Genomic DNA, 22297 nt, shown 5'->3' on the forward strand with positions numbered 1-22297 from the left:
TAAGTAAATTTATCTTGAGCATAAGTAATAATGGTTTTACCATATAAATAAGGAGTTATGCTAAGAGATCAAGGGTTATATTTAAGGGAGTTTGAGCACGATGCGTGCGGTGCAGGATTTATATGTAGTCTTAAAGGAGTAAAGTCTAATGATATTATTCATAAGGCACTTGAGATACTAGAAAAACTTGAACATAGAGGAGCTGTAAGTGCAGATGGCCGCACAGGAGATGGGGCTGGTATATTAATAGACATCCCTCACGATTATTTTCAAGCCACTTGTGACTTTACATTGCCTAAAGAAGGAACGTATGCCGTGAGCAATGTTTTCTTACCTCGTAAAGAAAATCAACGTGCATATTGTATTTCGGTTTTTGAAAAAAGCCTTACAGATCAAGGTATCAATATTTTGGGATGGAGAGATGTGCCGGTAGATCAATCTATACTAGGCGAGATTGCTCAAGTGTCTGAGCCTTTTGTAAAGCAAATCTTTGTGAGTTATGAGAGTAAGGGAGATAATTCCGCTTTCGCGAAAGCGCAACAAAAACCTACACCAGAGTTTGAGTTTAACTTAAAACTATTTACTGCTCGTAAAATCGCCGAACATACCATCTACAACTCAAAGTTATCTGAAAGCTCATTCTTTTACTTACCTAGCTTCTCAACCAAGACCATTATATATAAAGGACTATTAATGCCTCAACATATTAAGGTATATTATAAAGACCTTATGGATCCTCGTGTCGTGACAAGGCTTGCGCTTGTACACCAGCGATTTTCTACAAATACATTTCCTACTTGGGATCTGGCACAACCTTTTAGGTATATGTGTCACAATGGGGAGATCAATACCTTAAGAGGTAATGTTACCAGAATGTATGCACGTGAGGAACTTATGGAAAGTGCACTATTTGGTGAAGAGATAAAGAAAATACTTCCTGTTGTATTACCAGGTAAGTCAGACAGTGCCTCTATGGATATGGTAGTAGAGCTCTTACTTATGACGGGTAGATCATTACCAGAAGTAATGATGATGCTCGTGCCAGAAGCGTGGGAGAAAAATGAAGATATGTCTCCGGCAAAGCGTGCTTTTTATGAGTTTAACTCTTGCCTTATGGAGCCTTGGGATGGTCCAGCCTCTATACCATTTACAGATGGTAATTATATAGGTGCCGTTTTAGATCGTAATGGATTGAGACCTTCTCGATACTCTGTCACAAAAGATGGTTATGTGATAATGTCTTCAGAAATTGGAGTGGTAGAGATAGAGCCACAAAATGTACAGATGCACGGTCGTCTGGAGCCAGGTAAAATGTTTCTGGTAGATATGGCGCAAGGTCGTATTATAAATGATGAGGAAATAAAAGAAGAGATTGCAACACGTCACCCATATCAAGAGTGGCTGGATAATAACCTTATTCACCTTAAGGATATACCTTATAATGAGTGCCCTTTATTTTTAAATGAAGCACCACTTAAGGAGCGTTTACTCACCTTTGGGTACACGCAAGAAGATATAAATACGATTATATTGCCTATGGCTGCAAAGGCAAAAGAGCCTATAGGGTCTATGGGGAATGATGCCCCTATAGCGGCACTTTCTGAGAGGCCACAATTAATCTATAATTATTTTAAGCAACTCTTTGCACAGGTTACAAACCCACCTCTAGATGGTATACGAGAGGAGTTAATTACAGATATCTCACTCACGCTGGGTGCAGACTCAAATATTTTTGAAATAAACGGAGAGCATTGTAAAAAGCTAAAAATTCAAAATCCTGTTATCTCAAAACAAGATTTAGATAAAATCAAAAGTTTAGATAACGAGAGCTTTAAGGTGGTTTCTGTGCCTATTTTATATAAGGTAGAAAAAGGACACAATGGTCTGGAGGATGCTTTAGAAAACTTGCTTCAGGAGGTTTCTCAACAGCTAGATGAAGGTGCAAACATCATTATCTTATCAGATAGAAACACATCTCAAGAGCTTGCGCCCATACCAGCATTACTTGCTTGCTCTTATGTAAATAATGGACTAGGCGGTAATAAAAAGAGATCCAGTTTTAGCCTCATCATAGAGTCTGCAGAGCCTAGAGAGGTGCATCACTTTGCTTTGTTATTTGGATATGGTGCTAGTGCCATAAACCCGTATATGGTTAATGAGATTATAGAAAACCATCCAGAAGATTTAAAACTTGCAAATGTTGATGTAGAAGAGGCAATACAAAATTTTAATAAAGCCGTAGGCAAAGGAGTCCTCAAGGTGATGAATAAAATAGGTATCTCTACCCTTAACTCATACCGTAGCTCACAACTTTTTGAGTGTATAGGTATCAGTAAGAAGGTAGTAAACCAGTACTTCCCACGCACGGTTACGAGAATAGAAGGTGTAGGGCTACACCAGTTAGAAGGGGAGATAAGTAAAAGGCATAAGACAGCATATCATACAAAAGATATCGCAGCAGATCTTCCTCTTGAGATAGGTGGTGAGTATAGATGGAGAAGAGATGGAGAGGCACATTTATTTAATCCGCTTACCATTGCAAAGCTTCAAGAATCTGTGCGTAGCAATAAGCCTGTTATTTATAAAGAGTATGCAGATCGTGTAAATAATCAAGCCAAACAGCTTATGACCATACGCGGTCTATTTGAGTTTACTAATTATGATCCTATAGATATTGATGAAGTAGAACCGTGGACAGATATTGTAAAGCGTTTTAAAACAGGTGCGATGTCTTATGGTTCTATTAGTAAGGAAGCTCACGAGACACTTGCCGTAGCAATGAACCGTATAGATGGTAAGTCTAACTCTGGTGAGGGAGGAGAAAATCAAGAGCGTTTTTATAAGGACGTAAATGGCGATTGGAAAAACAGCGCCATAAAGCAAGTGGCTTCAGGGCGTTTTGGGGTAACCTCAAACTACCTAACAAACGCTGCCGAGATACAAATAAAAATGGCGCAAGGAGCAAAACCTGGTGAGGGCGGACAGTTGCCTGGACCTAAGGTAAATCCTGAAATTGCAAAAACACGTAATTCTACACCATATGTAGGGCTTATATCGCCACCACCACATCACGACATTTACTCTATTGAAGATTTATCGCAGTTAATTTATGATCTCAAATCTGCAAATAGAGAAGCGCGTATTAATGTGAAACTAGTGTCTGAGGTAGGTGTAGGTACCGTTGCAGCTGGAGTTGCAAAAGCAAAAGCAGATGTAATACTTATATCTGGACACGATGGAGGTACAGGAGCAACACCTCTTACCTCGCTAAAACATACCGGTTTACCCTGGGAACTAGGTCTAGCAGAAGCACAGCAAACCCTTGTGATGAATGATTTACGTGGGCGTGTACGACTTGAGTGCGATGGCCAGCTCAAAACAGGCCGAGACGTAGCGATCGCTTGTTTACTAGGAGCCGAAGAGTTTGGGTTTGCAACAGCACCGCTAGTAGCCTCTGGATGTATAATGATGCGTGTATGTCATTTAAACACTTGTCCAGTAGGAATTGCTACTCAAAACCCAGAACTACGTAAGCGTTTTAAAGGAAAACCAGAGCACGTAGTAAACTTTATGTATTTCGTAGCGCAGGAGTTGCGTGAGATTATGGCAAAGCTTGGATTTAAAACGGTAGATGAAATGGTAGGTCAAGTGCAAAAGCTGGATCGCAATAACACCATAGAGCAGTACAAAGCGTTAGGCTTAGACCTTACTCCTATATTGCATAAGGTAGACACTTCAAAAGGGCAGCCTTTGCATAATGTAGAAAAGCAAGATCACGACCTTGAGAAAGCGCTTGATTTTAAGATTATATCACAGGCGCACCCGGCACTTTTTAGAAAAGAAAAAACCACACTAGATCTTAAGATTACAAATGAAGATAGAGCAGTAGGAGCTATATTAAGTAATGAGATATCTAAGATTTACGGTGTGAATGGATTACCAGAAAACACTTTAAAAATTAACTTCGAGGGTTCTGCAGGGCAGAGTTTTGCAGCCTTTGCAACGCACGGACTCACACTGGCAGTTACTGGTAATACAAATGATTACATAGGTAAAGGCCTTTCTGGAGCCAAGGTAATAGTGAAGGTTCCGGTAGAGGCGACCATCATACCAGAAGATAATGTCATTATAGGTAATGTAGCATTTTATGGTGCCACCGCTGGTGAGGCATATATAAATGGTAAAGCTGGAGAACGTTTTTGTGTACGTAATTCTGGAGCAAAAGCCGTCGTAGAGGGTATAGGTGATCACGGTTGTGAGTATATGACAGGGGGTATTGCAGTCATATTAGGCGAGGTGGGAAGAAACTTTGGCGCTGGTATGAGTGGCGGTATTGCTTATGTGTATGACACAGCAAGTACGCTTTCGCGAAAAGCAAACACAGAGGGGCTTAACTTCCTTAAAGTTGAGGAAGATCAAGATAAGAAAGAGCTTAGGCAATTAGTTGAAAACCATTACAACGCCACGCTCTCTCCACTGGCTCAACGACTGTTAGAAAACTGGGATACAGAGATTAAAAATTTCACGAAAGTGTTACCAGAAGAGTACCGCAAGGCATTGATAAGATTAGAAGAAGAAAAAACATTAGCAAACTAGAAGATGGGGAAAGTAACAGGATTTTTAGAATACGATCGCAAAGACGAAGGATATATAGCGCCAGAAGAGCGTGTTAAAAATTATAAGGAGTTTACTGTACCGTTAGAAGAAGCAGATTTAAAAGAACAAGGCGGCCGCTGTATGGATTGTGGTATTCCGTTTTGTCACTCGGGATGCCCGCTGGGCAATCTCATTCCAGATTTTAATGATGCAGTCTATAAAGGAAGGTGGAAAGAAGCGGCGTCTATACTACACGCGACAAATAATTTTCCAGAATTTACAGGGCGTTTATGTCCAGCGCCTTGTGAAGAGGCGTGTGTTCTAGGTATAAATGCAGATCCCGTAAGTATAGAAAATATAGAAAAAAATATAGTAGAGCGAGCTTTTGACGAGGGCTGGGTTGTCCCACAACCACCGCAAAAACGTACACACAAATCGGTTGCAGTGATAGGGTCTGGCCCTTCTGGACTAGCCGCTGCACAGCAGCTTAATAGGGCTGGGCACACTGTGACCGTATTTGAGCGCGATAGTAAAGTAGGAGGTCTCTTAAGGTATGGTATTCCAGATTTTAAGATGGAAAAAAATGTGATAGACAGACGCCTGGCTGTACTTAAAGATGAGGGTGTAACTTTTAAAACAAATGCAAATGTAGGGCATACCATAAGTGTAGAAACGCTTCAAGATGAGTATGACGCGATTGTACTCTGTGGTGGTGCTACTTTGAGGAGGTCTATACCTATAAAAGGGGCGCATCTTAAAGGAGTTTATCAAGCAATGGACTTTTTAAAACAAAACAATGAGCGACAAGATGGTATAACTGAGTGGGATGAAACTATTGTGGCTACAGATAAAAACGTGATTGTTATAGGTGGTGGTGATACAGGCTCAGACTGTATAGGTACTAGTAATAGACAAGGAGCAAAAACCGTTACAAATTTTGAGATTCTTAATAGGCCTACTATAGAGCGACCTACAGAGCAACCCTGGCCTTATTACCCTATGCGCTTGCGCACCAGTTCTTCTCACAAGGAAGGGGTAGAAAGAGTTTTTAGTATTTCTACAAAGGAGTTTGTGGGTGATGCCAGTGGTAATCTCACGGGTCTTATAACCTCAGAGGTAGAGTGGGTTACAAATGACAATGGTAGACGTGAGCTTAAAGAAATACCGGGAACAGAAAAGGAGTGGCCTTGCGATATGGCTTTTCTTGCACTAGGCTTTACAGGGCCGGAAAAAACTCTAATAGACCAGCTACATTTAGATACAGATATGCGTGGTAACGTAAAAGCTACGTCATATGCGACTAGTGTTTCAGGCGTATTTGCTGCTGGAGATATGCGTAGAGGGCAATCACTCATTGTGTGGGCAATCTCAGAAGGAAGACAAGCTGCACATCACGTAGATGCATACTTGATGGGAAGTTCACAATTGCCACTTAAAGATGAAGATAGTGACTTACCTAGACGCTAGTTTATAGTAGTTAGTACGCTTTCGCGAAAGCATAAAAAAAAGCCTCAAAACATATATTTTGAGGCTTTTTCTATTTTATGATTCTGGTTTTAAACTGAGAGTTTTTTGCCAAGGTCTTCTACATATTTTCTAAACTGCTTATCTGTACTCGCTAGATTATCTACCGTTTTACAAGCGTGAAGAACTGTTGCGTGGTCGCGCTGTCCTATCTGTGAACCTATGCTTGCTAGTGAAGCTTTAGTAAGCTTCTTTGCAAAGAACATTGCTAGTTGTCTCGCTTGTACGATATGTCTTTTACGTGTTTTAGACTGTAATGTTTCTACATCCATCTGGAAGTAATCTGAAACAATCTTTTGGATATAATCTATAGAGACTTCTCTCTTAGTATGTTTTACATAGTTGTCTACAATCTTTTTTGCAAGGTCGAGAGTGATCTCTTTCTTGTTAAAAGATGAGTGTGCTATAAGTGATATAATTGCACCTTCTAGCTCACGGACATTAGTTTTAATGTTATTTGCAAGAAACTCTACAATCTCTTCTGGCATTTCAACACCATCTTGATAAAGCTTTTGCTTTATAATGGCGATGCGTGTTTCAAAACTAGGGTGTTGTAGCTCTGCACTTAATCCCCATTTAAAACGTGATAAGAGGCGTTGCTCTATATCTTGCATATCTACAGGGGCTTTGTCTGAGGTAAGGATTACCTGTTTTCCGTTTTGGTGTAGGTGGTTGAAAATGTGGAAAAATACATCTTGTGTACCTGCCTTACCACTTAGTAATTGAATATCATCTACAATAAGAACGTCTATAACTTGATAGAAGTGAATGAAGTCATTTCTATTATTCTTTTTTACAGACTCTATATATTGTTGTGTAAACTTCTCTGCAGAAATGTATAAAACAGTTTTTGCAGGATACTTATCTTTTATCTGTACACCTATTGCGTGAGCAAGGTGTGTTTTACCTAAACCTACTCCTCCAAATATTAAAAGCGGATTAAAAGAAGTCCCTCCTGGTTTATTTGCCACGGCCATACCTGCAGATCTTGCAAGACGGTTTGAGTCTCCTTCTAAAAAGTTTTCAAAATTATAGTTAGGGTTGAGCTGTGATTCTATTTGTAAATTTCTTATTCCAGGAATTACAAAAGGATTTTTAAGCTCTGGATTTTTATTTTTAAGCGGAGCATCTACCTCTTGTGATTTCATAGTGCTACGATTTGCACTAGGAATTCTTTCTGTAAAAGGTTGATTGTTTCCGTAGGTATTTTCCATCTTGATCACATAGACCAGTTTGGCGTTTTCACCTAGTACTTTATTGAGAGCAACTTTAAGGAGCTTTACGTAGTGTTCTTCAAGCCACTCGTAAAAGAATTTACTAGGTACTTGAATACTTAGTGCGTTATCTGTGAGTTTGACCGCCTTAATCGGTTCAAACCACGTTTTATATGCTTGGGGTGTAATGTTGTCCTTTATAAAGGAGAGACAGTTATCCCATACAGATTGCGCAGTTAGAGTCATTCGTTTAGTTAAATTATTAGGTTTTCGGTTGTCTAGAAAGCCTTTTGAAAGGTTTATCGTTGTGTTGATAAAGTACCCTTTAAAAGCATCACAAATATGTGAACAAAAAAAGTAATAAAAAAACTGAATAGGGGTTGTTTTTTCGCAATTTTTGTTGCAATATGAACTGAGGATTAAAACTACGAAAAAATACCGTTTACTCTGTGAAAAATCATATTACTTTTCTAAAAGTTAGATATTCTGAAACTGACCAAATGGGCTTTGTGCATCACAGTAACTATGCACAATACTTGGAAGTAGCTAGGCTTGAGTGGCTTGAGGAATTAGGAATCTCTTACAAGTGGATGGAAGAAAATGGAGTGATGTTGCCAGTTTATAATTTACAAACTACGTTTAAGAAGTCTGCGCTCTTTGACGATACCTTAAAAATTGTTACAAACTTACGCGCTACTCCGACGGTGAGAATAACATTCGATTATGAGGTTTTTAACCAAGATGATGATTTATTAACAATCGCAAGTACAGAATTGATCTTTATCAATACCGAAACTGGCAGACCTATGAGATGTCCGCAATACATACTTGATAAGCTATAATTAATCTTCGTCTTCTAGAAGTGTTATCCCGTACACTTCATTAAAAGCATTAATCACTTTTTTAGACTCTTTTCTACGTACGGCAAGTGTAAAAACACAGTTCATTTCCATATGCTGGTTAATGATAGTCACTTTGTAATCATTTATTAACCGCATTGCTTTATTAAGTAGTGGGTATTCAAATTGTACTTTAAAGGGGATGTCTATCGTTTTTTCTACAATATGAGAAGCCTCTAGTGCATTTTGAGCTCCTGTGCGATACGCATTTATTAAACCTCCTACGCCAAGCTTTGTTCCGCCAAAATAACGCACGACTACAACAAGCACATTTGTAACATCATAAGACTGTAGCTGTCCATAAATAGGCGCTCCAGCACTGTTAGACGGTTCTCCATCATCATTCGCTCGGTATTGCTCGTACTCTTTACCTAGTACATATGCATAACACCAGTGACGCGCTTGGTAGTGTTGTTTTTTAAGACCTTCTATATGCTCTTTTACTTCGGCTTCTGATGTCACCGGAAATGCGTAGCCAAAAAACTTGCTGTTTCTATCCTTAAATAGTGTCTCTTCAGATGGGGTGAGTATCGTTTTATAGGTGTCTTTTAGTGCGATGGCTATTGATTTTTATTGATGAGGGGTTATAATTTTTGCTTCTTCACATATTTCAACACAAGAAAGTTTTGTGCATTAGGTTCAAAACCAGAAATCGTTTTTTGAGTAAAGCGCACTACCTCGTCATAATAAAGCGGTATAATAGGAGACTTGTCTATTATAAGAGAATCCATAGTGCGATATAATTTTTTGCGCTGGCCTATATCTGTAATGCTCAAACTATGCTCGTATAAACTATCATAGGTTGCACTTTTAAAATGCGTGTAGTTTGGTCCATTTGGCGTGAAGTTCTTACTATAAAATAAGCTTAAGTAGTTTTCGGCATCTGGATAATCTGCAATCCAGCTTGCTCTAAAGGCATCTAGCTCTCCGCTACTCTTCATCTGTCGTAGCGTGGATGGAGGCATCACGTCTATATTTACTTTTAGCCCTACCTTTTGTAACTCTCGTTGTATGTACTCACAGATGTCTAGGTACTGGCTATTTGTGCCTATAGTGATTTCTGGAGATGTGTCTCCTGTTTCTTTAATGTATTGTGCTATGAGCTTTCGCGAAAGCGTACCATCATACTCATATCCTTTTATATAGTCATAGCCAGGTAGCCCTTTAGGTATAAAACCATTTACAGCCGGCTTGCCGATACCATTGCGCAGGTACGTAATCATTTTTTTACGATCAAAACCGTAGTTTACCGCCTTACGTAGTAAAGCAGATTGTACCTCTGGCGTGTCACTGTCTAAGTAAAAGCCTATATATTCTGTATTAAGCCACGGTACCTTTTCAAACTGCACGCGATCTTGATACTTTGCTCTTAAAGTGCCAGAAGCGGTAAGAATCTCATCTTTATATGATGGATCTAAACTATTAAGGTAATCTATATTGCCTTGTGCAAATTGTAAAAACTCACTTTGCTTATCTGGTAAAAATGTAATAGCCACTGCCTCAAGATAGGGGAGTTGGACGCCATCCTCATCTTTTTCATAGTAGAGTTCATTTTTACGTAAGACTAATTTTACACCTTCTTCCCAACGTTTGAACTTAAATGGTCCAGTGCCTATGGGGTGAGATCTAAACTCGTTACCATAATGTGTAGTAACCTCTTTAGGAACAACAGAGCAGTAGCGCATACTAAGTAAACCTAGATAAGCGGGAAAGGCCTTCTTTAATGTAATGATAAATGTGGTGTCATTTACAGCGCTGTAACTTGCCACATTACCCAATACCCAGCTCCCTGGTGAGGCAATTTTTGGGTCACGTAGTCTATTAAAGGAGTAAACAAAATCTGCAGCGGTTACTATGCGTGTACTGTCTTTAGTGTTAAAAGCAGGGTGTTTGTGAAATCGCACGTCATCACGTAGTATAAATGTATACGTAAGCGCATCTTGAGATATTTCCCAAGACTTTGCAATATCTGGTTGTACGTTAAGGTCATTATCTAGTTGTACCAGACCATTAAATAGCTGGTTAACCGGCCATATTATAGGAGGGTTACGAGCAAACGCAGGGTCTAGTGTAGAAATTTGATACTGCTCGTTATATCTAAAAACTTGATGATCACGATCACTCGTATCACCTTTGTCACAACCTATAGTACTAAGTATGCAAAGTATAAGTAAGGAATAATTAAGTAAAAGTGAGCAGGTGTTTTTCAATTTGAGTAAGCAAATAATTAAGAGTATCTTTGCCCACCTTTTTTAAGGCTAAGCAGTACACAAATATAGTCCAAATGTCTTCTACAAAGAAAGTCGCTTTTTATACCTTAGGTTGTAAACTTAATTTTTCTGAAACCAGCACCATCGCGCGCAGTTTTGGCAAGGAAGGTTTTGATAAGGTAGACTTTTCTGAAGCCGCAGATGTTTATGTGATAAACACCTGTAGTGTTACAGAAAATGCAGACAAGCGTTTTAAAAACATTGTAAAGCAAGCTCAAAAAGCAAATCCAGATGCTGTAAAAGTAGCTGTAGGGTGCTATGCACAACTCAAACCAGAAGAACTTGCTGCGGTAGACGGAGTAGATCTTGTACTAGGAGCTACAGAGAAGTTTAATGTAACAAGCTACATAAACGACTTGCTTAACAATCCAGACCGTGCCCGTGATGGAGGAGAGGTGCACGCCTGTGAAATACAAGATGCAGACTTTTATGTAAGCTCTTACTCTATAGGTGATCGTACACGTGCTTTCTTAAAAGTGCAAGATGGTTGCGATTATAAATGTACCTATTGTACCATACCACTAGCACGTGGTATCTCTAGAAGTGATACTTTACAGAATGTACTGGACAATGCGGCCAAAATCGCTGCTCAAGACATCAAGGAGATTGTACTCACAGGTGTAAATATAGGTGACTACGGTAAAGGAGAATTTGGTAACAAAAAACACGAGCACACTTTTCTAGAACTCGTACAAGAGCTTGATAAGGTAGACGGTATAGAGCGACTGCGCATCTCATCTATAGAGCCTAATCTTCTTAAAAATGAAACCATCGAGGTCGTGTCAAATTCACGCACCTTTGTGCCTCACTTCCATATACCCCTACAAAGCGGGAGTAATAAAATATTAGGTTTAATGCGACGTCGCTACCAGCGAGAACTCTACGTAGATCGCGTTGCAAAAATTAAAGAAGTGATGCCTCACGCCTGTATAGGTGTAGATGTGATTGTAGGTTTTCCGGGAGAGACAGATCAAGATTTTCTTGAGACCTATAACTTTCTTAACAGCCTAGATATATCATACTTACACGTATTTACTTATTCTGAAAGAGATAATACGCCGGCAGCCACAATGGATGGTGTGGTGCCAAAAAATGTGCGTAGCAAACGCAGTAAGATGTTGCGTGGCCTTTCGGCAAAAATGAGACGTGCCTTTTATGAATCACAGCTACATACCAATCGCACGGTACTCTTTGAAAGTGAAAATAAAGAGGGATACATACACGGCTTTACAGAAAACTATGTAAAAGTAAAAGCTCCTTGGAACCCAGAACTTGTAAACCAGTTACACGAGGTACAACTTACCAGTATAGATGATGATGGTATGGTGCGATTTGACTTTGTGGGTGTAGAGGCGTAGTGTTTTTACGCTTTCGCGAAAGCGTATTCATAACCCTATTCTTCACTACGGTTAAGTACTTCTACAAAGCGAGTGTTTTTAATATCTTCCCACTCATCTCTTAAAATTGAATAGCAGCAAGAGTTGCGCCTACGGCCATTTTTTGTAATGATGTCTTTGCGTAAAATTCCTTCTAGGGTTGCGCCCAGCTTTTCGACCGCTTTTCTTGATCGTGTGTTGCGCTCATCTATACGAAACTCTACTCGCTCATACGAGAGTTTTTCAAAAGCATAGCGCAGCATTAAAAACTTAATATGCTGGTTGAGACCGCTTCCGCGAAAATCTTCTCCAAGCCACGTCCATCCTATATGAACGACTTTGTTAACCTTATCTATATTTCCAAAACGAGTAGAGCCTGCAAACTTACATAGCTCCTTATCAAAAATGATAAATGGGAGCGCAGTTCCTGCTTGACGTCTGGTTATGGCATCTTTGATATACTTCTTTAATTTTGGACCTGTTGAAATATCTGAGCCTCCATATGCATTAAGGTCTACCTGACTTGATAATGGTAATAAATCGCGATAGTGATAACTCTCTAGGGTGAGAAGTTTTGCACGCTTGTTTTCGAGAGTTTTGATTTTCATATATAAAAAAATGTGTCGCACTTTAAAAGTACGACACATTTTTAAGAAGTGATAGGTGTTATAAGATTATAGTCCTAAAATCTTTGCATCTACTCTAAATCTTGTATAAATCTCAATCTCGTGGTCAGACTCTATGGTTTGATCTGTAGTAGTCTCTGTGCGCAATGTATAAGTCTCACCTTGTATGTATTCTTTAAGCTCTGTATCTACTACATCTATATCTAGTGTTCTAGCCCCATCTTCTGGTATACTTGTACTAGAGGCTATGAGACGTTCTTCAAGACCATCTGCATTTATGTAGATAGCGATGTCATTAAGAAAATCAAAATCACCAGACTCTGGCGTTTGTAAGTTTAATGTGAGTTTTGTGAGTTTCACACTCTCTACAAGATTTGCATTTGTATTATTATTATCAAACTCTTGTTGAGAGTTTGTAGTAGTTTCTGGTGTAACAATATCAAATGGAGCGTCTAGTATACTTGTAGACTGTATTGTAATGTTTGTGGTGTAATCTATATTAAACTTTGTTAACTCATCTAGCTTATCACAGGCTATAAAAGTTAAGAGTAATACGGTAATTGCTATGGTCTTTTTAATCATAATTAAGGGAATTTGTCCGCAATATTAACGAAATTTGAATACAGAAAGTTCTGCATAGAACATTATTTAACATATTACTATGAATTACACAAAAGACGAAGTGCTTGCACGCCTGGCAGAAAGCTGCAAGAATACATTAATGGAAACTTTAGACATTGAGTATATAGACTTTGGTGAAGATTTTTTGACAGCACAAATGCCTGTTACCCCTAGAGTTCACCAGCCAGACGGTGTTTTACACGGCGGCGCAATGGTGGCTCTTGCAGAGAGTGTAGGTAGTGCAGCTAGTTTTATGTTTTTAGACCAGGCACATACGATAAGAGGTATTGAAATCTCTGCAAATCACGTAAAGAGTAAACGTGAAGGAATGGTGTATGCAAAGGCAACATTTATTCATAAAGGTCGCACCACTCAGCTATGGAATATTGATGTGGTAGATGAAGAAGATAATCTTATCTCAAAGTGTAAACTTACAACGATAGCCCTGCCTAGAAAGTAATGGATCAAGACGCATTCTTTATAGAGATTCAAAATCATTTTGATGAAGCATTACCCTTTGTGGTATACAGAAAGCCAAACCAAAAAAAGGTTACTGCTTTGCTTCAAGAAGAAGATGAGTTATATACTGTTTCAGACTTTATTGAGAGTGGATTTGTGTTTGCTCCTTTTGACACAACTACGTCAGAAACCATATTGATTCCGCAATCACAGTCTTATGAGATGCGTCTAGATGTGTATGTAACTACTCAATCTAACGAGGAGATTGTAACAACTTCGGTTGAGGCGGCTCAAGGAGCAAAAGAGCAACATATTGTACTTGTAGAAAGGGGTATAAATGAGATTGAAACTACTGGATTGAAGAAAGTTGTGCTTTCGCGAAAGCAAAAAATAAATCATAACTATGAGTCACCTGTATCAATTTTTAAAAGATTGCTGGACAGCTACGCAACAGCTTTTGTGTATTGCTGGTATCACCCTAAAGTAGGATTATGGCTAGGCGCCACACCCGAAACCCTTCTCTCGGTCGAAAATAGAAAGCTTTATACAATGTCGCTAGCTGGCACACAGAAGAAAGAAGATACTCTAGAGGTAAGCTGGGGAGCAAAGGAAATAGAAGAGCAGCAGCTTGTTACAGATACTATAACATATAATCTTAGAGATGTAGTAGAAGACTTGAAAGTGTCTGAAACCCATACGCATCAAGCTGGTACTTTATTGCATCTTAAAACAGATATTACTGCCATAGTACACGATAGTGATGCTAAGCTTGCATCTATAATACAAGCACTGCACCCTACGCCAGCCGTATGTGGTTTGCCTAAGCTTGAGGCCAGAGATTTTATCTTACAAAATGAGAATTATAATAGATCATATTATACTGGTTTTTTAGGAGAGCTCAATATAAAGACAGAAAAAAAACGAGCAAGCACACGTCGTAATGTTGAGAATCTAGCCTACGGCGCTGTGAAAAAGCATACGCATCTATTTGTGAATCTACGCTGTATGGAAGTAGATGCTCAGGGCGCACAATTATATGTAGGTGGTGGTATAACCGCTTCTAGTAAGCCAGCGTTAGAGTGGGAGGAAACTGTAAATAAATTGCAGACAGTTGCAACTGTTTTATAGTCATTGTATGTGTTTACTATTCTAATAGAAATTTCAATAAAACTGATTTTTTCTACTAGTATACTGCGGTGTAGAAGTCGTATTTTTGTAATTAATGATTCATTCAAAAATTCCAGTTGCACAATCTATCGTACACCTTTGCTTGAGTAAAGGTATTGATACGGTTATTATATCACCGGGCTCACGTAATGCGCCACTTACGATAGAGTTTACAAAGAATCCTAAAATCAAGGCATATAGTATAGTAGACGAGCGATGTGCTGCTTTTGTAGGTTTGGGCATAGCTCAACAAACGGGTAGACCTGTCGCGCTGGTATGCACATCTGGAAGCGCCTTGCTTAATTACTATCCAGCAATCTCAGAGGCTTTTTATAGTGACATACCGCTCATAGCAATAAGTGCAGACAGACCCATAGAGCGCATAGATATAGGTGATGGACAAACTATACGACAAAAAAATGTGTTTGAAAATCATATCCTTTATTCGGCAAACTTGTATTCTGAGTTAGTTCCTACAGATGATGTAACAGATACAAAGGTGGCTCAAAAAATAAAGGAAAGCCAGCGTCATAATAATCAAGAAATCAATAAAGCGCTTAATGTAGCCATAGAGCAATCTGGGCCAGTACATATTAACGTGCCATTTTATGAGCCATTATATGAGATGACAGATGTGTCTATAGATACTCCTATAGAAATTGCACCTAAGCTTATAGAAAAAGAACTTTATAATAAAGAATTACTGCCTTATACTCAAGACTGGAGTAAGGCAACTCGTAAACTTGTAATTATTGGAGTGCAAGATCCAGATACAATGTCTCCGGCATTGCTAGATTTACTAGGTAATGATCCAAGTGTTGTTGTGTTTACAGAAACTACGTCTAATGTAGCACATCCTAATTTTTTTACACGTATAGATAACATTATAGGGAGTCTAGACGATACTGGATTTAAAGACTTGCAACCTGAGATCCTTCTCACCTTTGGAGGGATGGTGGTATCAAAAAAGGTTAAAGCCTTTTTAAGAAATTATCAACCTGAGCAACACTGGCACGTAGATACTAAGAAAGCATACGATACATATTTCTGTCTTAATAGGCACTTTGAGGTAAGCGCTTCTTTCTTTTTAGAAAAACTGCAGGCACTTACCAGGCCTAAAGAAAGTACTTATCAAGAAAGTTGGCTCGCTGTACGGGCAAAGAGAGATAGATTGCATAGTGAGTACATTGCGCAAATGGATTGGTGTGACTTTAAAGCCTTTGATCACATATTAGAGATAATTCCAGATCACTCTATATTGCAGTTAGGTAATAGCAGTACGGTAAGGTATGCACAACTCTTTGACGTAAATAAAACACTAGAGGTATATTGTAATAGAGGTACGAGCGGTATAGATGGTAGTACGAGCACAGCAATAGGTGGTGCGATGGTAAGTGATAAAATTACAACCTTAATAACGGGAGAGCTTAGTTTCTTTTACGATAGTAATGCATTATGGAATCAATATATTCCTAATGACTTTAAGATTATAGTTGTTAATAATAGTGGTGGAGGTATATTTAGAATTTTACCTAATGAGGATAAAAACACAAATAACTTTGATGAGTTTTTTGAAACAACACACCACTTAGCTGCAGAGAAGCTTTGTGAGATGTATAATTTTAGATATCTCAAGGCAACAAACGAAGAGGAATGTGTAGCCGCAAAAAAACAGCTATATGCATCTTCATCTCAACCTACGCTGCTAGAAATCTTTACACCGCGCAAAATTAACGATGAAGTGCTTCTTGACTACTTTAAGTTCATAAAATAAATTTTTTTAAGAGAGTTTAACTTTTTCCTTATCTTTAAAGTGAATTAATAATTTAATCAACAAGTAACTATAAAAAATTATGAGCAAAAGAGCAGAACTCATCTCAAAATATGCAGATGATTTAAAGAACAAATGTGGTATGACCGCAGATATGGATCTCCTTACTAAAGTAACAATAGGATGTGGACCGTCAATTTATAACAAAGACTCATCAACAGTATCTGGAAGTTCTGAAACAGAAATTGCTACTGTAAAGAATAACTTTTTGATTAAAAAATTAGGTCTTGCAGATAGCGCAGATCTTGACAAAGCTATAGACAGCGTTCTTGAAACTTACGGAAAGTCTAATCGTAATAAATACCGTGCAGTAGTATACTATATGCTTACTAAGCACTTCAAAAAAGAGTCTGTTTATAAATAGACTACCTTATAATGAATGTAGAAAGCGCTTTGACTCACGTCAAGGCGCTTTTTTCTTTGTAGTAGTTGTACTTTTGCATTTTACAAAAGAATATGTTAGAAATAGGAAAATACCACATAATGAGAATAGACAGAGAGACAGAGCCAGGGCTCTTTCTTTCTAATGAAGCAGGAGATGATGTCTTGTTACCTAATAAGTACGTGCCAGAAGAGTATAAAATTTGGGATGAACTTAATGTATATGTTTATTTAGATCACGAGGAGCGACCAGTAGCAACTACACTAAAGCCTTATATAGAGCTTAATAATTTTGGGTACTTACGTTGTACTGCGGTAAATAATGTAGGAGCCTTTTTAGACTGGGGGTTAGAAAAAGAACTTTTTGTTCCTTTTGCTCAACAAGCAAGACCTATGAAGGTAGGTAGCTGGTACATAGTTTATATGTATCTAGATGAGAAAACAAATCGCCTTGCAGCGACTAGTAAAACAATGAAGTACCTCTCTAATGATAATATAGAGGTAAAGAAGTTTGATAAGGTAGACATCATTATCTCACATATTACAGATAGAGGAGCAAACGCCATAGTAAACGGAAAGCACAAAGGGCTTATATATAAAGAAGACATCTTTGAAGATATAAGAACCGGTGATAAACTAGACGCTTGGGTTAAAAAAGTACGACCTGATGGTAAAATAGATCTTATCTTACAAGAAGAAGGTTATAAAAGTATAGAGCCTAATGCGCAATATATCTATGAAGAGCTACAGGCTAATGATGGTTTTATGCCGCTACACGATAAATCAGATCCAGTAGATATTCAAAATCAACTTGGTCTTAGTAAGAAGAGCTTTAAAAAAGCAATCGGGACGCTATATAGAGACCGTAAGATTTTAATAAAAGAAGATGGGATTCATATAATTGATTAACCCAAGTTCTTTATACTATATAAATGAGCAAAAACTATAACTAGTTTTTGCTCATTTTTTTTGAGGTAGCTTTATCTAGCCCTTCTTTATGCATAAGTACAGAGATGGCCTTGAGACGTATGTAGGGCACACTCATATATATGTAGCCATCATACTTCGTTCTTCCAGAGTCTGTACCCCACGAGTTTTTTACTTTATAATAGACATTACCATTTTGATCTGTTGCTTTTCCTGTAATATGCATCAAGTGGTCATCTGTAGTATTATAGTTTTCAAACTCATCTTGACGGTATTGTTGTGTAATTGTTTTTTCTTGCTCTGGTCCTAGTACAGCGAGTTTCTTATTACTTTCATTATCTGGAATTACAGCTACACCGTGTTTTGAAGAAAAAGATAACTCACTCACATCACAATCTAGCGTTACTGTAAAACCGTTGCTCAATGCATTATTTATATTTGAGACAAACTCATCTAGCGGTACATTATACACCGCTCCATTAGAAAAGTTATCAGGAATATTAAGAATAAACGATTTGTAAAATGGCTGGTGAGTAAAAGAAGTTAGTGTTACATAATCGCTAGGCACTATCTTCATTTCCTTCGCAAACTCTTTAGGAGTGTACGTTTTACCATCATAAGAAAAATTAGTAATATTCTCACCTAGATAAACATCCAGCACCTTATCTACTGCGGTTTTCCACTTTTTGCTTAATGTTCTTCCTGGATTATCTATATAAGTGTCTAGCATACTATGTATAACAGCCACCATTTCGGCGTGGTTATGTTTAGTATCTGTAAGTGTCAGACCGGTGTAGGCGCTGTTTGGTGCTAGGCCATAACGCGTAACACTATTAATGACATCGTGCGCGAGTCCGCCTTCAGAAAATTGAGCCTTTCCTTGACGCATTACATAATTTTCAGCTTTTGCCGGGTAAGTATTTCTTACTGTGTACATTTCAGAAAGGTCTACCATTTTACCAGTAAGTCTAGCAATCTCACTTTCTAAAAATGAAGATGTACTAAAACTCCAGCACGTTCCTGTTACTCCTTGACTTATGACTGGTGTAGCCTGTAAATCAATAGTATCTGTAAAAATGTAGGAACCCGTAGTGTTTTCTTGTGCGTAATACGCTTTCGCGAAAGCAAAAACAACCACAATACTTAGTAGTACTTTTTTCATCATCTAGTAATAAAGAATTATTTTTACGTAAAAATAGCACATTATGGATAAGCCAAACTGGCAAACAGCCAAAGAATATAAAGACATAACTTACAAAAAGAGTAACGGTGTTGCTCGTATAGCGTTTAATAGACCAGACGTGCGCAACGCGTTTAGGCCTAATACCACAAAGGAATTATATGATGCCTTTTATGATGCAAATGAAGATACATCTATAGGAGTAGTTTTACTCTCTGCCGAGGGACCATCTTCTAAAGACGGTATTTATAGTTTTTGCTCTGGAGGAGATCAAAAAGCGCGTGGTAAAGAAGGTTATGTAGGTGAAGATGGATATCATAGATTAAATATACTTGAGGTGCAACGTCTCATACGTTTTATGCCTAAGGCAGTAATTGCTGTTGTCCCGGGATGGGCAGTAGGAGGTGGGCATAGCCTGCACGTAGTTTGTGACTTAACTCTTGCAAGTAAGGAACACGCTATTTTTAAACAAACAGATGCAGATGTAACTTCTTTTGACGGTGGTTACGGAAGTGCTTACCTGGCAAAAATGGTAGGTCAAAAGAAAGCGAGAGAGATTTTCTTCTTAGGCAGAAACTATTCTGCTCAAGAGGCTTATGAGATGGGTATGGTAAATGCAGTGATACCTCACGCAGAGCTAGAAGATACTGCATACGAGTGGGCGCAAGAGATTCTTGCAAAATCGCCAATATCTATAAAGATGCTCAAATTTGCAATGAACCTTACAGATGACGGTATGGTGGGACAACAAGTTTTTGCTGGAGAGGCTACACGTCTAGCATATATGACAGATGAGGCCGTAGAGGGTAGAAATGCATTTTTAGAAAAAAGAGCACCTAACTTTGATAAGAAGTGGATTCCTTAATGAAAGGAGTAATTTAATAGTAAACATAAAAAATCCCGCTCTATATTATAGAGCGGGATTTTTATTAAAAACGCTTTCGCGAAAGCGTAATTACGACTTATTCAAAATATGAAAACGTCTCACCATCTTCTATAGTAAGCAGCGTTTCATAAATAAGTTTTATTACATTCTCTACATCTTCACGGTGTACCATCTCAACAGTAGTATGCATATATCTTAATGGTAATGATATAAGAGCAGAGGCAACACCACTACCGCTATAGGCAAAAGCATCTGTATCTGTACCCGTAGCACGAGAAAGTGCAGCCCTTTGGAAAGGAATCTCTTTCTTCTCTGCAGTCTCTGTAATACGGTCACGTAGTTTTTGCTGTACAGCAGGAGCATATGCAACTACAGGGCCTTTGCCTATCTCTGCGTGTCCTTGTTTTTTCATATCAATCATAGGTGTTGTCGTGTCGTGAGTAACATCTGTGACAATGGCAACATCTGGTTTTATACGCTCTGCAATCATTTGTGCTCCACGTAGTCCTATCTCTTCTTGTACTGAGTTTGTGATGTATAGTCCAAAAGGTAGTTTCTTTTTATTCTCGTGTAAAAGTCTCGCTACCTCTGCAATCATAAAACCACCAGCGCGGTTATCTATCGCTCTACACACAAATTTATCGTCATTAAGAATATGGAAGGTGTCTGGATATGTAATTACACAACCTACGTGTACACCCATTTTTTCTACCTCCTCTTTATCTTTTGCTCCTATGTCTATAAAGATATTGTCAGGTTTTGGCGCCTCTTCTTTTGCTTTATTACGAGTATGTATTGCTGGCCAACCAAAAACTCCTTTTACAATTCCGTTTTTAGTATGCACGTTTACAATCTTAGAAGGTGCAATCTGGTGATCACTACCACCATTGCGTATTACATAGATAAGACCATTATCTGCTATGTAATTTACATACCAAGAGATTTCATCTGCGTGACCTTCTATTACAACCTTATATTTTGCCTCAGGATTTATTACCGCAACCGCCGTACCGTAGGTATCTGTGATAAACTCATCTACATATGGTTTGAGATAATCCATCCATAATTTCTGTCCATCCCACTCATAGCCTGTAGGAGCTGCGTTGTTGAGGTAACTCTCAAGAAAGTCTAGAGACTTTTTATTTAAAATGCTTTTTGAAGCCATAGAATAATATTTTTTTTAAAAGTAAGAATATTAACCAAGAGTTAATGACGTTATAGCACTCTAATCTTTAATTTTGGAATGATTTTAGCTTAAAGCGAAATAAAAATGATGCGCATACATAATCTCCTATATATAATAGTATTCATAGCAGGGCTTGCACAAGCTCAAGAAACTCCTGTAGATTCAACAGAAGTTGAAATTGAATATTACATAATTCAAGGAGACACCATTCCAAGGAGCGCTATAGATCTTAATGAGGTAATCGTTTTTAAAAGGCTAAAATTTGATAATAAGCAAGACCGAAGACGATACCTAATACTGCGCCGTAAAACCAGAAAGGTTTTTCCTTATGCAAAACTCGCTGCAGATAGGCTGGTCGCGCTTAATAATAGACTTGACTCCATAGAAGGAAAACGTGCTAGAAAGAAATACACAAAAATCATTCATAAGTACCTAGAAGGCGAATTTTCCGCAGAGCTTAAGAAACTCACACGCACAGAAGGGCAAATACTTATTAAACTCATACATCGTCAAACAGGTGAGACAGCCTTCGAGTTAATAAAGAGACTACGCAGTGGCTGGAGAGCATTTTGGTATAACACCACCGCAAGCGCTTTTGATATTTCACTTAAGAGAGAATTCAATCCAGAACAAGAACAGGAGGATTACCTTATAGAAGATATACTACAGCGCTCTTTTCAATCAGGTATACTTGAGCCACAGCCTAGTGTGTTAGATTTTAAATTTCTCGAATTATCAGATAAGTGGAAGAATAAAGGAGTAGAGTAGTACCTATATACTTTAGTGTAGTGTACCTTTTACGCTTTCGCGAAATAATATCCTCGACTATTTCCCCTCCATAGTACACGTTTAATTACTGCAATATTAGTCTCATTCTAAGAGAAGATATAATTCATATTGTTTAAGGTTAAGAAGGTCAGTGGTTTGTAAATTATTTTGAAATTTATTTAAAAAATACTTGTCAGACTTGAACTTCTGTGTATCTTTGCCGTCCGTTTAAATGTGAGCGGTAGTTCTTATAAATGTTTGTTTAATTGGCTTTAAAATTTATTTCAAATTATTTTCAAAAGATAGTTTGTAAAGTCAAAAAAGGTTGTAGTTTTGCAGCCGCTAACAAATGGAGGTTTATTTGTAGGAGTTGTTCTTAGAATTGT

General features: G+C 38.1%; 18 protein-coding genes. 11 read left to right on the plus strand and 7 right to left on the minus strand.

The window, feature by feature from the left end; translation table 11 throughout:
* The first annotated feature begins 57 nt into the window (after positions 1-57).
* A complete protein-coding gene (gene gltB, locus ACJJVM_RS14710; RefSeq protein ID WP_405212140.1) occupies positions 58-4596 on the plus strand; it encodes a glutamate synthase large subunit in 4539 nt (1512 codons plus the stop codon).
* A 3-nt stretch (positions 4597-4599) separates the two neighbouring features.
* Positions 4600-6063 (plus strand): glutamate synthase subunit beta, encoded by a 1464-nt coding sequence (locus ACJJVM_RS14715; protein WP_405212141.1) that lies wholly within the window; start codon positions 4600-4602, stop codon positions 6061-6063.
* 89 nt (positions 6064-6152) lie between these two features.
* On the opposite strand, the gene dnaA is transcribed toward ACJJVM_RS14715, so the two are convergent.
* Positions 6153-7580, minus strand: coding sequence for a chromosomal replication initiator protein DnaA (gene dnaA / locus ACJJVM_RS14720; protein ID WP_035328159.1), 1428 nt, complete (start codon positions 7578-7580; stop codon positions 6153-6155).
* A gap of 203 nt (positions 7581-7783) precedes the next feature.
* Here dnaA and ACJJVM_RS14725 point away from each other — a divergent pair, with 203 nt between their 5' ends.
* Positions 7784-8176: an acyl-CoA thioesterase gene (locus tag ACJJVM_RS14725; protein WP_405212142.1), complete on the plus strand. Its 393-nt coding sequence runs from the start codon at positions 7784-7786 to the stop codon at positions 8174-8176.
* Here ACJJVM_RS14725 and ACJJVM_RS14730 read toward each other — a convergent pair whose 3' ends face one another.
* Both ACJJVM_RS14730 and ACJJVM_RS14735 read right to left on the minus strand, forming a co-directional pair.
* Positions 8177-8791 carry an IMPACT family protein gene (locus ACJJVM_RS14730; RefSeq protein ID WP_405212220.1) on the minus strand — a complete coding sequence of 205 codons (615 nt, stop codon included), beginning with the start codon at positions 8789-8791 and terminating at the stop codon, positions 8177-8179. It lies immediately after the preceding gene.
* Between the two features lie 26 nt (positions 8792-8817).
* On the minus strand, positions 8818-10443 hold the full coding sequence (locus tag ACJJVM_RS14735; RefSeq protein WP_405212144.1) for an ABC transporter substrate-binding protein: 1626 nt from the start codon (positions 10441-10443) through the stop codon (positions 8818-8820).
* A gap of 74 nt (positions 10444-10517) precedes the next feature.
* Between ACJJVM_RS14735 and mtaB the strand changes: the two genes are divergently transcribed.
* A complete protein-coding gene (gene mtaB / locus ACJJVM_RS14740) occupies positions 10518-11861 on the plus strand; it encodes a tRNA (N(6)-L-threonylcarbamoyladenosine(37)-C(2))-methylthiotransferase MtaB (RefSeq protein ID WP_405212145.1) in 1344 nt (447 codons plus the stop codon).
* Between the two features lie 35 nt (positions 11862-11896).
* Here mtaB and ACJJVM_RS14745 read toward each other — a convergent pair whose 3' ends face one another.
* Both ACJJVM_RS14745 and ACJJVM_RS14750 read right to left on the minus strand, forming a co-directional pair.
* On the minus strand, positions 11897-12487 hold the full coding sequence (locus ACJJVM_RS14745; protein ID WP_038600287.1) for a GNAT family N-acetyltransferase: 591 nt from the start codon (positions 12485-12487) through the stop codon (positions 11897-11899).
* 66 nt (positions 12488-12553) lie between these two features.
* Positions 12554-13087 (minus strand): hypothetical protein, encoded by a 534-nt coding sequence (locus ACJJVM_RS14750; RefSeq protein WP_405212146.1) that lies wholly within the window; start codon positions 13085-13087, stop codon positions 12554-12556.
* Positions 13088-13166: 79 nt separating this feature from the next.
* Between ACJJVM_RS14750 and ACJJVM_RS14755 the strand changes: the two genes are divergently transcribed.
* The 5 genes from ACJJVM_RS14755 (at position 13167) to ACJJVM_RS14775 (ending at position 17873) form a co-directional block, all read left to right on the plus strand.
* Positions 13167-13586, plus strand: coding sequence for a PaaI family thioesterase (locus ACJJVM_RS14755; protein WP_298354290.1), 420 nt, complete (start codon positions 13167-13169; stop codon positions 13584-13586).
* Positions 13586-14713, plus strand: a complete 1128-nt coding sequence (locus ACJJVM_RS14760) for a chorismate-binding protein (RefSeq protein WP_405212147.1) — start codon at positions 13586-13588, stop codon at positions 14711-14713. The genes ACJJVM_RS14755 and ACJJVM_RS14760 overlap by 1 nt, the downstream gene beginning before the upstream one ends.
* Before the next feature lie 94 nt (positions 14714-14807).
* On the plus strand, positions 14808-16526 hold the full coding sequence (gene menD, locus ACJJVM_RS14765) for a 2-succinyl-5-enolpyruvyl-6-hydroxy-3-cyclohexene-1-carboxylic-acid synthase (protein ID WP_405212148.1): 1719 nt from the start codon (positions 14808-14810) through the stop codon (positions 16524-16526).
* Between the two features lie 79 nt (positions 16527-16605).
* Positions 16606-16947 (plus strand): DUF2853 family protein, encoded by a 342-nt coding sequence (locus tag ACJJVM_RS14770; RefSeq protein ID WP_038600301.1) that lies wholly within the window; start codon positions 16606-16608, stop codon positions 16945-16947.
* Positions 16948-17039: 92 nt separating this feature from the next.
* Complete coding sequence (locus tag ACJJVM_RS14775; protein WP_298354278.1) at positions 17040-17873, plus strand: S1 RNA-binding domain-containing protein; 834 nt, start codon at positions 17040-17042, stop codon at positions 17871-17873.
* A gap of 40 nt (positions 17874-17913) precedes the next feature.
* Here the strand turns inward: ACJJVM_RS14775 and ACJJVM_RS14780 are convergent, their stop codons facing one another.
* On the minus strand, positions 17914-19053 hold the full coding sequence (locus ACJJVM_RS14780; protein ID WP_405212222.1) for a C1 family peptidase: 1140 nt from the start codon (positions 19051-19053) through the stop codon (positions 17914-17916).
* A 43-nt stretch (positions 19054-19096) separates the two neighbouring features.
* Between ACJJVM_RS14780 and ACJJVM_RS14785 the strand changes: the two genes are divergently transcribed.
* Positions 19097-19936, plus strand: a complete 840-nt coding sequence (locus ACJJVM_RS14785) for a 1,4-dihydroxy-2-naphthoyl-CoA synthase (RefSeq protein WP_298354275.1) — start codon at positions 19097-19099, stop codon at positions 19934-19936.
* Positions 19937-20033: 97 nt separating this feature from the next.
* On the opposite strand, the gene ACJJVM_RS14790 is transcribed toward ACJJVM_RS14785, so the two are convergent.
* Complete coding sequence (locus ACJJVM_RS14790; RefSeq protein WP_035336334.1) at positions 20034-21122, minus strand: M42 family metallopeptidase; 1089 nt, start codon at positions 21120-21122, stop codon at positions 20034-20036.
* 108 nt (positions 21123-21230) lie between these two features.
* On the opposite strand from ACJJVM_RS14790, the gene ACJJVM_RS14795 reads away from it, so the two are divergent.
* Positions 21231-21911 carry a DUF4294 domain-containing protein gene (locus tag ACJJVM_RS14795; RefSeq protein WP_035336335.1) on the plus strand — a complete coding sequence of 227 codons (681 nt, stop codon included), beginning with the start codon at positions 21231-21233 and terminating at the stop codon, positions 21909-21911.
* The last annotated feature ends 386 nt before the right edge of the window (positions 21912-22297 follow it).

The organism is Dokdonia sp. Asnod2-E02, from assembly GCF_045063915.1.
GTDB lineage: Bacteria > Bacteroidota > Bacteroidia > Flavobacteriales > Flavobacteriaceae > Dokdonia.

Bases quoted from the DNA above. Each gene is read 5' to 3' on its own strand.
- gltB (WP_405212140.1), top strand. From the start codon at position 58: ATGCTAAGAGATCAAGGGTTATATTTAAGGGAGTTTGAGCACGATGCG.
- ACJJVM_RS14715 (WP_405212141.1), top strand. From the start codon at position 4,600: ATGGGGAAAGTAACAGGATTTTTAGAATACGATCGCAAAGACGAAGGA.
- dnaA (WP_035328159.1), bottom strand. From the start codon at position 7,580: ATGACTCTAACTGCGCAATCTGTATGGGATAACTGTCTCTCCTTTATA.
- mtaB (WP_405212145.1), top strand. From the start codon at position 10,518: ATGTCTTCTACAAAGAAAGTCGCTTTTTATACCTTAGGTTGTAAACTT.
- ACJJVM_RS14745 (WP_038600287.1), bottom strand. From the start codon at position 12,487: ATGAAAATCAAAACTCTCGAAAACAAGCGTGCAAAACTTCTCACCCTA.
- ACJJVM_RS14750 (WP_405212146.1), bottom strand. From the start codon at position 13,087: ATGATTAAAAAGACCATAGCAATTACCGTATTACTCTTAACTTTTATA.
- ACJJVM_RS14755 (WP_298354290.1), top strand. From the start codon at position 13,167: ATGAATTACACAAAAGACGAAGTGCTTGCACGCCTGGCAGAAAGCTGC.
- ACJJVM_RS14760 (WP_405212147.1), top strand. From the start codon at position 13,586: ATGGATCAAGACGCATTCTTTATAGAGATTCAAAATCATTTTGATGAA.
- menD (WP_405212148.1), top strand. From the start codon at position 14,808: ATGATTCATTCAAAAATTCCAGTTGCACAATCTATCGTACACCTTTGC.
- ACJJVM_RS14770 (WP_038600301.1), top strand. From the start codon at position 16,606: ATGAGCAAAAGAGCAGAACTCATCTCAAAATATGCAGATGATTTAAAG.
- ACJJVM_RS14775 (WP_298354278.1), top strand. From the start codon at position 17,040: ATGTTAGAAATAGGAAAATACCACATAATGAGAATAGACAGAGAGACA.
- ACJJVM_RS14780 (WP_405212222.1), bottom strand. From the start codon at position 19,053: ATGAAAAAAGTACTACTAAGTATTGTGGTTGTTTTTGCTTTCGCGAAA.
- ACJJVM_RS14785 (WP_298354275.1), top strand. From the start codon at position 19,097: ATGGATAAGCCAAACTGGCAAACAGCCAAAGAATATAAAGACATAACT.
- ACJJVM_RS14790 (WP_035336334.1), bottom strand. From the start codon at position 21,122: ATGGCTTCAAAAAGCATTTTAAATAAAAAGTCTCTAGACTTTCTTGAG.
- ACJJVM_RS14795 (WP_035336335.1), top strand. From the start codon at position 21,231: ATGCGCATACATAATCTCCTATATATAATAGTATTCATAGCAGGGCTT.